This is a genomic window from Intestinirhabdus alba, from assembly GCF_009711095.1.
GTDB classification, from domain to species: domain Bacteria; phylum Pseudomonadota; class Gammaproteobacteria; order Enterobacterales; family Enterobacteriaceae; genus Intestinirhabdus; species Intestinirhabdus alba.
In genome coordinates this window covers 1-14,376 of sequence record NZ_WMJZ01000019.1, presented here as the reverse complement: position 1 = coordinate 14,376, position 14,376 = coordinate 1, and the positions used below count along the sequence as shown (strand labels likewise).

At 63.1% G+C, this 14,376-nt stretch carries 9 protein-coding genes and 1 pseudogene; all 10 read left to right on the top strand.

What is annotated here, in order from left to right:
- Positions 1-54: 54 nt before the first annotated feature.
- The 10 genes and pseudogenes from GJV78_RS13990 to GJV78_RS13945 all read left to right on the top strand — a co-directional run bounded on the left by GJV78_RS13990 (position 55) and on the right by GJV78_RS13945 (position 14,342).
- On the top strand, positions 55-1,296 hold the full coding sequence (locus tag GJV78_RS13990) for an MdtA/MuxA family multidrug efflux RND transporter periplasmic adaptor subunit (RefSeq protein ID WP_155108947.1): 1,242 nt from the start codon (positions 55-57) through the stop codon (positions 1,294-1,296).
- Entirely contained in the window at positions 1,296-4,418 is a 3,123-nt protein-coding gene (locus tag GJV78_RS13985) for an MdtB/MuxB family multidrug efflux RND transporter permease subunit (RefSeq protein WP_155108946.1), read from the top strand. Before GJV78_RS13990 ends, GJV78_RS13985 begins: the two co-directional genes overlap by 1 nt.
- Positions 4,419-7,493 carry a multidrug efflux RND transporter permease subunit MdtC gene (gene mdtC, locus GJV78_RS13980; RefSeq protein ID WP_155108945.1) on the top strand — a complete coding sequence of 1,025 codons (3,075 nt, stop codon included), beginning with the start codon at positions 4,419-4,421 and terminating at the stop codon, positions 7,491-7,493.
- 62 nt (positions 7,494-7,555) lie between these two features.
- Positions 7,556-7,654 (top strand): annotated as a pseudogene (locus GJV78_RS23640) (hypothetical protein); the annotation flags it as partial.
- Entirely contained in the window at positions 7,651-9,054 is a 1,404-nt protein-coding gene (gene baeS / locus GJV78_RS13970) for an envelope stress sensor histidine kinase BaeS (protein ID WP_155108944.1), read from the top strand. The pseudogene GJV78_RS23640 and the gene baeS, both read left to right, overlap by 4 nt.
- Positions 9,051-9,773 (top strand): envelope stress response regulator BaeR, encoded by a 723-nt coding sequence (gene baeR, locus GJV78_RS13965; RefSeq protein WP_155108943.1) that lies wholly within the window; start codon positions 9,051-9,053, stop codon positions 9,771-9,773. Before baeS ends, baeR begins: the two co-directional genes overlap by 4 nt.
- A gap of 28 nt (positions 9,774-9,801) precedes the next feature.
- On the top strand, positions 9,802-10,515 hold the full coding sequence (locus GJV78_RS13960; protein ID WP_407929058.1) for a tetratricopeptide repeat protein: 714 nt from the start codon (positions 9,802-9,804) through the stop codon (positions 10,513-10,515).
- A gap of 305 nt (positions 10,516-10,820) precedes the next feature.
- On the top strand, positions 10,821-12,182 hold the full coding sequence (gene trhP, locus GJV78_RS13955; RefSeq protein ID WP_155108941.1) for a prephenate-dependent tRNA uridine(34) hydroxylase TrhP: 1,362 nt from the start codon (positions 10,821-10,823) through the stop codon (positions 12,180-12,182).
- A gap of 412 nt (positions 12,183-12,594) precedes the next feature.
- On the top strand, positions 12,595-13,494 hold the full coding sequence (gene yegS / locus GJV78_RS13950) for a lipid kinase YegS (RefSeq protein ID WP_155108940.1): 900 nt from the start codon (positions 12,595-12,597) through the stop codon (positions 13,492-13,494).
- A gap of 65 nt (positions 13,495-13,559) precedes the next feature.
- Positions 13,560-14,342 carry a DUF3289 family protein gene (locus tag GJV78_RS13945; protein ID WP_155108939.1) on the top strand — a complete coding sequence of 261 codons (783 nt, stop codon included), beginning with the start codon at positions 13,560-13,562 and terminating at the stop codon, positions 14,340-14,342.
- Positions 14,343-14,376 lie beyond the last annotated feature (34 nt).

The window sequence follows — 14,376 nt, the reverse complement described above, 5'->3', positions numbered from 1 at the left end:
CTGGCTAAACTAGTATCATTTCGCGAAACGTTTCAGGAAGAGAAACCCATAACGATGAAAGGCAGTAATAAATTCCGTTGGTTTGCCGCTGTCGTGGCGCTTGTCGTGGCGATCGCCGCGTTCTGGTACTGGCACGGGCGCAACGCCGCGCCGGGAAGCGCGCCGGGCGTTACCGGCCAGGCGAAGCCACCGTCCGGCCCCGGCCGCCGCGGGATGCGCGGCCCGCTGGCACCGGTGCAGGCGGCCACTGCCGTTGAGCAGGCGGTTCCGCGCTATCTCACGGGCCTCGGGACCATTACCGCCGCCAATACCGTCACCGTTCGCAGCCGCGTCGACGGGCAGCTGCTGGCCCTGCACTTCCGGGAAGGACAGCAGGTCAAAGCGGGGGATCTGCTGGCGGAGATCGACCCCAGCCAGTTTAAGGTGGCGCTGGCCCAGGCCCAGGGGCAGCTGGCGAGAGATAAAGCCACCCTCGCCAACGCCCGCCGCGATCTGGCGCGCTATCAGCAGCTGGCGAAAACGAACCTCGTCTCCCGCCAGGAACTGGACGCCCAGCAGGCGCTGGTCAGCGAAACCGAAGGCACGATTAAGGCCGACGAGGCCAGCGTCGCCAGCGCGCGGCTGCAGCTCGACTGGAGCCGCATCACCGCCCCGGTAGACGGCCGGGTGGGCTTAAAGCAGGTGGATATCGGCAACCAGATCTCCAGCGGCGATACCACCGGCATCGTCGTCATCACCCAGACGCACCCGATCGATCTGCTGTTCACCCTGCCGGAAGGCGATATCGCCACCGTGGTGCAGGCGCAAAAGCGCGGCCAGCCGCTGGTGGTCGAGGCCTGGGACCGCACCAACACGCAGAAGCTGAGCGAAGGCACCCTGTTGAGCCTCGATAACCAGATCGACGTCACCACCGGCACCATCAAGGCGAAAGCGCGTTTTAACAACCAGGACGACGCGCTGTTCCCCAACCAGTTCGTCAACGCCCGGATGCTGGTGGCCACCCAGCAGAACGCGGTGGTCATCCCGACGGCGGCGCTGCAGATGGGCAGCGAAGGCCACTTTGTCTGGGTGCTGAACGACGAAAACAAGGTCAGCAAACATCGGGTGAAGCCGGGCATCCAGGACAGCCAGAAGGTAGTGATTAGCGCCGGACTGGCCGCCGGTGAGCGGGTGGTGACCGACGGTATCGATCGCCTGACCGACGGCGCGAAGGTGGAAGTGGTGGACCCGCAGGCGGCTCCCGCCGCCGCCAACGACGCCGGGCGCAAAGACGCTAAAAAAGGAGCGCGTTCCTGATGCAGGTTCTCCCTCCGGGCAGCACGGGCGGCCCTTCACGCCTGTTTATTCTGCGCCCCGTTGCCACCACCCTGCTGATGGCGGCGATTCTGCTCGCCGGGATCATCGGCTACCGCTTTCTGCCCGTCTCCGCCCTGCCGGAGGTGGACTACCCCACCATTCAGGTGGTGACCCTCTACCCCGGTGCCAGCCCGGACGTGATGACCTCCGCCGTTACCGCCCCCCTTGAGCGGCAGTTCGGCCAGATGTCCGGCCTCAAGCAGATGTCCTCCCAGAGCGCCGGCGGGGCCTCGGTGGTCACCCTGCAGTTCCAGCTGTCGCTGCCCCTCGACGTCGCCGAACAGGAGGTGCAGGCGGCCATCAACGCCGCCACCAACCTGCTGCCGAACGATCTGCCCAACCCGCCGGTCTACAGCAAGGTCAATCCGGCGGACCCGCCGATCATGACCCTTGCCGTCACCTCCTCCGCCATGCCGATGACCCAGGTGGAGGATATGGTGGAGACCCGCGTGGCGCAGAAGATCTCTCAGGTTTCCGGAGTCGGACTGGTAACGCTCTCCGGCGGTCAGCGTCCGGCGGTCCGCGTGAAGCTGAACGCCGGAGCCATCGCCGCCCTGGGGCTGACCAGTGAAACGGTCCGCACCGCCATCGCCGGTGCCAACGTCAACTCGGCGAAGGGGAGCCTCGACGGCCCCAACCGCGCGATCACCCTCTCCGCCAACGACCAGATGCAGTCCGCCGACGAATACCGCCAGCTTATTATCGCCTGGCAGAACGGCGCGCCGGTGCGCCTCGGCGACGTCGCCACCGTTGAGCAGGGGGCGGAAAACCGCTGGCTCGGCGCGTGGGCCAACAAAGAGCAGGCCATCGTGATGAACGTTCAGCGCCAGCCCGGTGCCAACATCATCGCCACGGCGGACGGCATCCACCGGCTGCTGCCGCAGCTGACGGAAAGCCTGCCGAAGTCGGTCAAGGTGACGGTGCTCTCCGACCGCACCACCAACATTCGCGCCTCGGTCAGCGACACCCAGTTCGAGCTGGTGCTGGCCATCGCGCTGGTGGTGATGATCATCTGGCTGTTCCTGCGCAACATCCCCGCCACCATTATTCCCGGCGTGGCGGTGCCCCTGTCGCTGATTGGCACCTTCGCGGTGATGGTGTTCCTCGGCTTTTCCATCAATAACCTGACGCTGATGGCCATGACCATCGCCACCGGCTTTGTGGTGGACGATGCGATTGTGGTGATCGAAAACATCTCCCGCTATATCGAAAAAGGGGAAAAACCGCTGGCCGCCGCCCTGAAGGGGGCGGGCGAAATCGGCTTTACCATTATCTCCCTGACCTTCTCGCTGATCGCGGTGCTGATCCCGCTGCTGTTTATGGGCGATATCGTCGGCCGCCTGTTCCGCGAGTTCGCGGTGACGCTGGCGGTGGCGATCCTCATCTCCGCCGTGGTCTCCCTGACCCTGACGCCGATGATGTGCGCGCGGATGCTCAGCCAGGACTCTCTGCGCAAGCAGAACCGCTTCTCCCGCGCCTCGGAGCGGCTGTTTGAGCGCACCATCGCCGGCTACGGCCGCTGGCTGGCGCGGGTGCTAAACCACCCGTGGCTGACCCTCGGCGTGGCGCTCGGCGCTCTGCTGCTGAGCGTGGTGCTGTGGGCGCTGATCCCGAAAGGCTTCTTCCCGCTGCAGGACAACGGCATTATTCAGGGCACCCTGCAGGCACCGCAGTCCAGCTCGTTCGCCAGCATGGCGTCGCGCCAGCGGCAGGTCGCGGATGCCATTCTCAACGATCCGGCGGTGGCCAGCCTGACCACCTTCGTCGGCGTCGACGGCAGCAACCCGGCGCTGAACAGCGCGCGGCTGCAGATCAACCTGAAGCCGCTGGACCAGCGCGACGACCGCGTGCAGCAGGTGATCCCGCGCCTGCAGGCGGCGGTGGACAAGGTGCCGGGGATCGATCTTTACCTGCAGCCGACGCAGGATCTGACCATCGACACCCAGCTAAGCCGCACCCGATATCAGTTCACCCTGCAGGCCACCTCGCTGGAGGCGCTCAGCGCCTGGGTGCCGCCGCTGATGGAAAAACTGCAGCAGCTGCCCCAGCTCTCGGACGTCAGCAGCGACTGGCAGGATAAGGGGCTGGCGGCCTTTGTGAACGTCGATCGCGACAGCGCCAGCCGCCTGGGCATCAGCATGGCGGACGTCGATAACGCCCTGTACAACGCCTTCGGCCAGCGCCTGATCTCAACCATCTACACCCAGGCGAACCAGTATCGCGTGGTGCTGGAGCACAACACCGCCGCGACGCCGGGGCTGGCGGCGCTGGAGAACATCCGCCTGGCCGGAGCCGACGGTGCCGCGGTGCCCCTCAGCGCCATAGCCAACGTCGAGCAGCGTTTTGCTCCGCTCTCCATCAACCACCTGGACCAGTTCCCGGTGACCACCATCTCGTTTAACGTGCCGGAGGGCTATTCGCTGGGCGACGCGGTGCAGGCCATTCAGCAGAGCGAGAAAACCCTGAATCTGCCGACGGATATCACCACCCGCTTCCAGGGCAGCACCCTCGCCTTCCAGGCGGCGCTGGACAGCACCGTGTGGCTGATCGTCGCCGCGGTGGTGGCGATGTATATCGTGCTCGGCGTGCTGTACGAGAGCTTTATTCATCCGATCACCATTCTCTCGACGCTGCCGACGGCGGGGGTCGGGGCACTGCTGGCGCTGATGCTGGCCGGCAGCGAGCTGGACGTGATCGCCATCATCGGCATTATTTTGCTGATTGGCATCGTCAAGAAAAACGCCATTATGATGATCGACTTTGCGCTGGCCGCCGAGCGCGAGCAGGGCATGGCCCCGCGAGAGGCTATTTATCAGGCCTGTCTGCTGCGCTTTCGGCCGATCCTGATGACCACCCTGGCGGCGCTGCTTGGCGCTCTGCCGCTGATGCTCAGCACCGGCGTCGGCGCGGAGCTGAGACGCCCGCTGGGGATCGGCATGGTGGGCGGCCTGCTGGTCAGCCAGGTGCTGACGCTGTTCACCACTCCGGTTATCTACCTGCTGTTTGACCGCCTGTCGCTGTACGTGAAGGGGCGTTTTTCCCGGCGGGAAGAGGAGGCGTAAATGAAATTTTTCGCCCTGTTCATTTACCGCCCGGTGGCGACCACGCTGATCGCCATTGCCATTACGCTGTGCGGCGTGCTGGGCTTCCGGATGCTGCCGGTCGCCCCGCTGCCGCAGGTGGATTTCCCGGTGATTATGGTCAGCGCCTCCCTGCCCGGCGCGTCGCCGGAGACGATGGCCTCCTCGGTGGCGACCCCACTGGAGCGCGCGCTGGGGCGCATTGCCGGCGTCAGCGAGATGACCTCCAGCAGCTCGCTGGGCAGCACGCGCATCATTTTGCTGTTTAACTTCGATCGCGATATCAACGGCGCGGCGCGCGACGTGCAGGCGGCGATCAACGCCGCCCAGAGCCTGCTGCCAAGCGGAATGCCGGGCCGTCCGACTTACCGCAAAGCCAACCCCTCCGATGCGCCGATTATGATCCTGACCCTGACCTCGGAGAGCTACACCCAGGGGGAGCTGTACGATTTCGCCTCCACCCAGCTGGCGCAGACCATCGCCCAGATCGACGGGGTGGGCGACGTGGACGTCGGCGGCAGCTCGCTGCCCGCGGTGCGCGTGGGGCTGAACCCGCAGGCGCTGTTTAACCAGGGGGTGTCGCTCGACGACGTGCACACCGCCATCAGCAACGCCAACGTGCGCCGGCCGCAGGGGGCGCTGGAGGACAGCACCCGCCGCTGGCAGATCCAGACCAACGACGAGCTGAAAACCGCGGCGGAGTACCGGCCGCTGGTGATCCACTACCGCAACGGCGGCGCGGTGCGCCTCGGCGACGTCGCCACGGTCACCGACTCGGTGCAGGACGTGCGCAACGCCGGGATGACCAACGCCAGGCCGGCGATCCTGCTAATGATCCGCAAGCTGCCGGAGGCCAACATCATCGAGACGGTGGACGCCATCAGGGCCAGGCTGCCGGAGCTGCAGGCCACCATTCCGGCGGCCATCAATCTGCAGATAGCCCAGGACCGCTCCCCCACCATCCGCGCCTCGCTGGCGGAGGTGGAGCAGACGCTGGCCATCTCCGTGGCGCTGGTGATCCTGGTGGTCTTTCTGTTCCTGCGCTCCGGCCGCGCCACCCTGATCCCGGCGGTGGCGGTGCCGGTTTCGCTGATCGGCACCTTCGCGGCGATGTACCTGTGCGGCTTCAGCCTGAACAACCTGTCGCTGATGGCCCTGACCATCGCCACCGGCTTTGTGGTCGATGACGCCATCGTGGTGCTGGAAAACATCGCCCGCCACCTCGAAGCGGGCATGAAGCCACTGCAGGCGGCGCTGCAGGGCACCCGGGAGGTGGGGTTTACCGTGCTCTCCATGAGCCTGTCGCTGGTGGCGGTCTTCCTGCCGCTGCTGCTGATGGGCGGGCTGCCGGGCAGGCTGCTGCGCGAATTCGCCGTCACCCTGTCGGTGGCGATCGGCATTTCGCTGCTGGTGTCGCTCACCCTGACGCCGATGATGTGCGGCTGGATGCTGAAATCCGCCCGCCCCCGCGCACAGAAGCGCAACCGGGGCTTTGGCCGGCTGCTGGTCGCCCTGCAGCGGGGTTACGCCAGATCCCTGAAGTGGGCGCTGAGGCATACCCGACCGGTGGGGGCGGTGCTGCTGGCCACCATCGCCCTCAACGTCTGGCTCTATATCTCGATCCCAAAAACCTTCTTCCCGGAGCAGGACACCGGGGCGCTGATGGGCGGCATTCAGGCGGATCAGAGCATCTCCTTCCAGGCGATGCGCGGCAAGCTGCAGGATTTTATGCGGATCATCCGCGACGATCCGGCGGTGGACAACGTCACCGGCTTCACCGGCGGCTCCCGGGTCAACAGCGGAATGATGTTTATTGCCCTGAAGCCGCGCAGCGAGCGTAAAGAAAGCGCCCAGCAGATTATCGACCGGCTGCGCGGCAAGCTGGCGAAGGAGCCGGGTGCCAGCCTGTTTCTGATGGCGGTACAGGATATTCGCGTCGGCGGACGCCAGTCCAACGCCAGCTATCAGTACACCCTCCTCTCCGACGACCTGGCGGCCCTGCGCGAATGGGAGCCGAAGATCCGCAAGGGGCTGGCGGCCCTGCCGCAGCTGGCGGACGTCAACTCGGACCAGCAGGACAACGGCGCGGAGATGAGCCTGGTTTACGATCGTGAGACCATGGCGCGGCTGGGCATCGACGTACAGGCGGCCAACAGCCTGCTGAACAACGCCTTCGGCCAGCGGCAAATCTCCACCATTTACCAGCCAATGAACCAGTACAAGGTGGTGATGGAGGTCGATCCGCGCTACACCCAGGACATCAGCGCGCTGGATAAAATGTTCGTGATTAACGGCGAGGGTAAGCCGATCCCGCTCTCTTATTTTGCGAAGTGGCGGCCGGCGAACGCCCCGCTGTCGGTCAACCACCAGGGCCTGTCGGCGGCATCCACGGTGTCCTTTAACCTGCCCACCGGCACCTCGCTCTCGGAGGCCAGCGAGGCCATCGGCCGGGAGATGACCCGGCTGGGCGTGCCTCCCACCGTGCGCGGCAGCTTTGCCGGCACCGCCCAGGTGTTCCAGGAGACGATGAACTCGCAGGTGATGCTGATTATTGCCGCCATCGCCACGGTCTACATCGTGCTCGGGGTGCTGTATGAGAGCTACATCCACCCGCTGACGATCCTCTCCACCCTCCCCTCGGCGGGAGTCGGCGCGCTGCTGGCGCTGGAGCTGTTCGGTGCCCCGTTCAGCCTGATCGCCCTGATTGGCATCATGCTGCTCATCGGCATCGTCAAGAAAAACGCCATTATGATGGTCGATTTTGCGCTGGAGGCGCAGAGAAACGGCGACCTGACGCCGGAAGAGGCGATCTTTCAGGCCTGCCTGCTGCGCTTTCGCCCGATTCTGATGACCACCCTGGCGGCGCTGTTTGGCGCGCTGCCGCTGGTCATCTCGGCGGGGGACGGCGCAGAGCTGCGCCGGCCGCTGGGGATTGCCATCGTCGGCGGCCTGGCGATGAGTCAGTTGCTGACGCTCTACACCACCCCGGTGGTCTATCTCTTTTTCGACCGCCTGCGGCTGCGCTTTTCGCGTAACAAACCGGTCGTCGCGCAATGACGAAGCTTCCTGACGCCACCCGCTGGCCGCTGTGGCTCGTGGCGCTCGGCTTCTTTATGCAGGCGCGGGTTATCGCCCTGCCGGCCCTGATTTTTATCCGCGTTCCTGACGATACGCAGCAAAACGCCGTCCTCCGGCGGCGCACAAGGAGATCCCGATGACGCTCTGGCGGCCCGGTATTACCGGTAAACTGTTTCTGGCGATTTTCGCCACCTGCATTGTGCTGTTGATCAGTATGCACTGGGCCGTGCGCCTCAGCTTCGAACGCGGTTTTATTGACTACATCAAGCACGGCAACGAGCAGCGGCTGACGATGCTCGGGGACGCCCTCGGCGAACAGTACGCCCTGCACGGCGACTGGCGCTTTCTGCGCAACAACGAGCGCTTTGTGTTTCAGATCCTGCGCTCCTTTGAGCATGACAACGACGACGATAAGCCCGGCCCCGGCATGCCGCCCCACGGCTGGCGCACGCAGTTCTGGGTGGTGGATCAGCGCGCCAGGGTGCTGGTCGGCCCGCGCGGCCCGGTGCCCAGAGACGGCACCCGGCGGGCCATTAGCGTCAACGGTGCCGAGGTGGGCGCGGTGATCGCCTCGCCGGTGGAGCGCCTGACGCGCAACACCGATATCAATTTCGACAAGCAGCAGCGGCGGGCCAGCTGGCTTATCGTCGCCCTCTCCACCCTGCTGGCGGCGCTGGCGACCTTCCCGCTGGCGCGCGGCCTGCTGGCTCCGGTCAAAAGGCTGGTGGACGGCACCCACCGGCTGGCGGCGGGCGACTTTACCGCCCGCGTCGCCGCCTCCAGTACCGACGAGCTGGGCAGGCTGGCGCAGGACTTCAACCAGCTGGCCAGCACGCTGGAAAAAAATCAGCAGATGCGCCGCGACTTTATGGCCGATATCTCCCACGAGCTGCGCACGCCGCTGGCGGTGCTGCGCGGTGAGCTGGAGGCGATTCAGGACGGCGTGCGCCAGTTCACCCCGGAGTCGGTGGCTTCGTTGCAGGCGGAGGTGGGCACCCTGACCAAGCTGGTGGAGGATCTGCACCAGCTGTCGATGTCCGATGAGGGAGCGCTGGCCTACCAGAAAAGTGACGTCGATCTGATCCCGCTGCTGGAGGTGGCGGCCGGTGCCTTCCGCGAGCGCTTCGCCAGCCGCGGGCTGTCGCTGCAGCTTTCGCTGCCGGACAGCCTCCGCATATTTGGTGATAAGGATCGCCTGATGCAGCTGTTTAATAACTTGCTGGAGAACAGCCTGCGCTATACCGACAGCGGCGGCGGCCTGCATATCTCCGCCGGGCGGCGCGACCGCTCGGTTTCGCTGACCTTTGCCGACAGCGCCCCCGGCGTCAGCGACGAGCAGCTGGCAAAGCTGTTTGACCGTTTTTACCGGGCCGAAGGCTCCCGCAGCCGCGCCAGCGGCGGCTCCGGCCTGGGGCTGGCCATTTGCCTCAACATCGTGCAGGCGCATAACGGCCGCATTCAGGCTACCCATTCCCCTTCCGGCGGGGTTAGCATTACCGTAGACCTTCCGCTGGAACGCGATTTACAGAGAGACGTATGACTGAGCTACCGATTGATGAAAACACGCCGCGCATTTTAATCGTTGAGGACGAGCCGAAGCTGGGACAGCTGCTGATCGACTATCTGCGCGCCGCGGGCTACGCCCCGACGCTGCTCGACCACGGCGATAAGGTGCTGGCGTACGTGCGCCAGACGCCGCCGGATCTGATCCTGCTGGATCTGATGCTGCCGGGCACCGACGGCCTGACCCTGTGCCGGGAGATCCGCCGCTTTTCCGAGGTGCCGGTGGTGATGGTGACGGCGAAAATCGAAGAGATCGACCGCCTGCTGGGGCTGGAGATCGGCGCGGATGACTATATCTGCAAGCCCTACAGCCCGCGCGAGGTGGTGGCGCGGGTCAAAACCATTCTGCGCCGCTGCCGCCCCCAGCGCGAGCTGCAGCAGCTGGACGCCGAAAGCCCGCTGATCGTCGACGAAGGCCGCTTCCAGGCCTCCTGGCGCGGCAAAACCCTCGATCTGACGCCGGCGGAGTTCCGCCTGCTTAAGACGCTCTCCCAGGAGCCGGGAAAAGTGTTCTCCCGCGAGCAGCTGCTGAACCACCTTTACGACGACTACCGGGTGGTCACCGATCGCACCATCGACAGCCATATTAAAAACCTGCGCCGCAAGCTGGAGTCTCTTGACGAAGAGCCATCGTTTATCCGCGCGGTGTACGGCGTGGGCTATCGCTGGGAGGCGGACGCCTGCCGGATTGTTTAACTTTTTACTCAAGGACACCGATATGAAAATGGACTTCCACCGCAGCGCCTGGCTGTTAGTGCTGGCTTCGGGCTTCGCCCGTGCCGAAATCTCCCAGCAGCAGATAGAGGCCGACTGCGCAAAAATCTCCCTCTACGCCAGCCAGGGGGAAAAATGGTACAAGGCCAAACGCTACGACAAAGCGCGCGAAGCCTTTGAGCAGCAGGTACGATGGAGCGAGGGGTGCGGGCTTGATGATAACGCCATCGCCACCGCCTATAACAACGTCGCCCTGACCTGGATACGCGAGGGCGACTGGCGTCGGGCCAGGGCGTGGCTGTCGATCCGCCCTGACGATCGCCGATCCCTCTACAACCTTGGACTGATTAAAAATCAGCTGGCCGCCCTGGCGAAACCAGCCTCCCCGGCGGGCGAATACTGGCGCTACGCGGGGCAGGCCAGCTGGTCTACCTTAACGGTGAAGCCTGTCGGACAAAAAACGGACTATCAGGTGGACTTTCAGGGCTACTACTTCGGCCTGATGGGGGTGTATTACGGGCCGAACATGGGCGAATTCTCAGAAAAGGTCACCCTGAAAAACAATCAGGGCGTCGTGGCGATCCGCGAAGATAACGCTATTCACTGCGATATTTCATTGACCTTTTCACCCGAAGCGGTAGACGCCGCCGGGACTGGCGATTCCTGGGAGTGCGGTTTTGGCCACAACGTCCGCGCAGACGGCCGCTATCTGCGCGTTGACTAAGAGCCGGGCCATTTTGCACCCGGCGGTATCCGCGCAAAACGCATCGCGTTTTGAAGGTCCCCAAGGGCGACCCTCCGGGGGGGAGCTTCGCGAATCATTCTCATCTACCGGTGTACGTTCTGGTTTCTGCGCGCTGTCCGTGTTGAAACTGCCTGCGACAATAGCCCCTGGTGGGCCAGGCGCTAAGGCTGATGGTTTACGGTTTCCTTTCCCGGCGCTACAATGCCCGCCCTTAACGTGCGGGCACGCCCCCAACCGCTTCAGCCGCTGAAGCGGATCTGACCTGTTATCAGAACGAGAAAACGATGTTTAAACCGGAACTCCTCTCCCCGGCGGGAACGCTGAAAAATATGCGTTACGCCTTTGCCTATGGCGCAGACGCCGTCTATGCCGGCCAGCCGCGCTACTCCCTGCGCGTGCGCAATAACGAATTCAACCACGAAAACCTGCAGCTCGGCATTAACGAAGCCCACCAGCTGGGTAAAAAATTCTACGTGGTGGTGAATATCGCGCCGCATAACGCCAAGCTGAAAACCTTTATTCGCGATCTGCAGCCGGTGGTGGACATGGGGCCGGATGCGCTGATTATGTCCGACCCTGGCCTGATTATGCTGGTGCGCGAGCACTTTCCGCATATGCCGATCCATCTGTCGGTGCAGGCCAACGCCGTCAACTGGGCGACGGTGAAATTCTGGCAGCAGATGGGGCTGACCCGCGTCATCCTCTCCCGCGAGCTGTCGCTGGAGGAGATTGAGGAGATCCGCCGCCAGGTGCCGGAAATGGAGATTGAGATCTTCGTTCACGGCGCGCTGTGCATGGCCTACTCCGGCCGCTGTCTGCTCTCCGGCTACATCAACAAACGCGACCCGAACCAGGGCACCTGCACCAACGCCTGCCGCTGGGAGTACAAGGTGCAGGAGGGCAAAGAGGACGAGGTGGGCAATATCGTTCACAAGTATGAGCCGATTCCGGTGCAGAACGTGGAGCCGACGCTGGGCATCGGTGCCCCGACCGACAAGGTGTTTATGATCGAAGAGGCCCAGCGGCCCGGCGAATATATGACCGCGTTCGAAGATGAGCACGGCACCTACATTATGAACTCCAAAGATCTGCGCGCCATCGCCCACGTCGAGCGGCTGACCCGCATGGGCGTCCATTCGCTGAAGATCGAGGGCCGCACCAAGTCCTTCTACTACTGCGCGCGCACCGCCCAGGTTTACCGCAGGGCGATTGACGACGCCGCCGCGGGCCGGCCGTTCGATCCGCAGCTGCTGGACACCCTGGAAGGGCTGGCGCACCGTGGCTATACCGAAGGTTTCCTGCGCCGCCACACTCATGACGACTACCAGAACTACGAGTACGGCTACTCGGTCTCCGAACGCCAGCAGTTCGTTGGGGAATTTACCGGCGAGCGCCAGGGCGAGCTTGCCGCCGTGGCCGTGAAAAATAAATTCTCCCTCGGCGACAGCCTGGAGCTGATGACCCCGCAGGGAAACGTCAATTTCACCCTGGAGCGGATGGAAAACGCCAAGGGCGAAGCGATGCCGGTGGCCCCCGGCGACGGCTATACGGTATGGATCCCCGTGCCGGCGGATCTGACGCTGGATTATGCACTGCTTATGCGTAATTTTTCCGGCGAATCTACGCGCAATCCCCACGGTAAATAGGTAATACGGGTTATTTTCTCGCGGCCGGAAGATTCTTAGAAATCGATCACAAACCGCTTCAGCGATTAGGTTTATGATCTAACCCGCTGAAAAACATAACCCATAAATGCTGTTGTACCAGGAACCACCTCCTTAGCCTGCGTAATCTCCCTTACGCAGGCTTATTTTTTTGCCATTCTGCCGCTAAAACGCGGCTCCGGCCGCCTTTTTCACCTCTCTTCCACCGCCACTAAGAAAATTTAATCTTTATTTCAACTGGTTAAATAATATACCAAAAAGCAGATTACGCAATTTACGCCGCTCGCGCGCCTTATGCTGCATAAACCACGCGATTTCAGCCTGTTCTGACCCTTGCGGCGCTTTTCTGCTATACACTTGCTACAAGGTCGACATAAGAAAAGGCAAAAAAGGGATGGCTCACTTACCCGCCAGCTTACTGATCCTCAATGGCAAAAGCGCTGATAATCAGCCTCTGCGCGAAGCGGTCTCCCTGCTGCGCGACGAAGGCGTGGCGCTCCACGTACGAATCACCTGGGAAAAAGGCGACCCGGCACGCTACGTGCAGGAAGCCCGGCGGCTCGGCGTTGAAACGGTGATCGCCGGCGGCGGGGATGGCACCGTCAACGAGGTCTCCAGCGCGCTGCTACAGCTCGCCGCCCCGCAGAGACCCGCCCTCGGCATTCTGCCTCTCGGCACCGCCAATGATTTTGCCACCAGCGTCGGCATCCCGGAGGCGCTGGACCAGGCGCTGAAGCTGGCCATCGCCGGCAACGCCGTTGATATTGATATGGCGAAGGTTAACGATCAAACCTGCTTTATCAATATGGCGACGGGCGGTTTCGGCACGCGCATTACCAGCGAAACCCCGGAAAAGCTCAAGGCGGCGCTGGGTGGCGTCTCCTATGTGATCCACGGCCTGATGCGCATGGATGCCCTGAAGCCGGACCGCTGCGAGATCCACGGCGAGAACTTTCACTGGCAGGGCGACGCGCTGGCGATCGGCATCGGCAACGGCCGCCAGGCGGGCGGCGGCCAGCAGCTGTGCCCGGAGGCGCTGATTAACGACGGCCTGCTGCAGCTGCGGATTTTCACCGGCGAGGAGCTGCTGCCGGCGCTGCTCTCCACCCTGAAGCCGGATGAAGAAAACCCCAACATCATTGACGCCGCCTCTTCCTGGTTTACGATTCAGGCCCCCCATGACATTACCTTTAATCTGGACGGTGAACCGCTAAGCGGCCGGACGTTTAAGATTGAAATCCTGCCGGCGGCGCTGCGCTGCCGCCTGCCGCCGGACTGCCCGCTGCTGCGCTAGCCGCCGCTTGCCGCCGGACTGCCGATCCGGAACGCCGGTGGCGGAGTCAGCCATAGCGCGGGAGGATGGATTCAGCGAAACAGGCCGGACGGGCCGCCGAACGCGAGCAGACCGCAAAGCAGCAGAAACTAAAAGAGGCGAAGGACAAAGGCATTGAGCCAATANTTTTATCCCCGGATGAGCGGGCCATGCTGCCGGAGGAGCCTGCCAGAAAGGTGAGTAAAGAGGAAAGCGCAGGGCTGATGTTTGATGAGTTCAGGTCGCTGGCGCAGGTGTATTCATTCCACGGCCCCTATAAAGACATCATTACCGAGATGATTAACCACATGCAGGGTAACAGCGGCAGACCGTACAGCAGCCCGCTGCTGGACAGGGCGCTGAAAGCGCAGATCCTGAACGACCACTCAGAACAAAGTTCGTTGTTGAGGATTAAAACCGCTTTGAATAAGTCTATTAACTATGAGTATGGTTTTATTCCGCTCGGGAAAAAGGCCGCTCTCTTCGACGCACGGGGCAACTTTAAGGACCTCGGCAAGAGCGTTCTGCCTAAATTTGACCGTTGGATCGACCGGACTAACGGGCTGGTGATTACCGTTCATGATACCTGGGCGACGCATATTACGCTGGAATCGCTGGAGGTAACGGGAGAGAGCTTCCGGGCAAAGGTGCATTACCGTATTCAGGATCACTTTGGTCTTGATGACGACGATGTGCTGGATCCGCTATACCGGGAGTTTCGCATCTTCCGGCTGTGGTTCACACTTCAGCGCTGGGATGAATGCGGCTACCGGCCATTTATCACCGAGATGAGCGCCACCGTGGAAATTACCGGGGGAAGGAATGAATAAGTGCCTGATTGCGGGAGTGATTGCGGCCGCGGCC

Coding starts and splice junctions, on each gene's coding strand:
- yegS (WP_155108940.1), top strand. CDS start 12,595: ATGGCTCACTTACCCGCCAGCTTACTGATCCTCAATGGCAAAAGCGCT.
- GJV78_RS13985 (WP_155108946.1), top strand. CDS start 1,296: ATGCAGGTTCTCCCTCCGGGCAGCACGGGCGGCCCTTCACGCCTGTTT.
- mdtC (WP_155108945.1), top strand. CDS start 4,419: ATGAAATTTTTCGCCCTGTTCATTTACCGCCCGGTGGCGACCACGCTG.
- GJV78_RS13960 (WP_407929058.1), top strand. CDS start 9,802: ATGGACTTCCACCGCAGCGCCTGGCTGTTAGTGCTGGCTTCGGGCTTC.
- GJV78_RS13990 (WP_155108947.1), top strand. CDS start 55: ATGAAAGGCAGTAATAAATTCCGTTGGTTTGCCGCTGTCGTGGCGCTT.
- trhP (WP_155108941.1), top strand. CDS start 10,821: ATGTTTAAACCGGAACTCCTCTCCCCGGCGGGAACGCTGAAAAATATG.
- baeR (WP_155108943.1), top strand. CDS start 9,051: ATGACTGAGCTACCGATTGATGAAAACACGCCGCGCATTTTAATCGTT.
- baeS (WP_155108944.1), top strand. CDS start 7,651: ATGACGCTCTGGCGGCCCGGTATTACCGGTAAACTGTTTCTGGCGATT.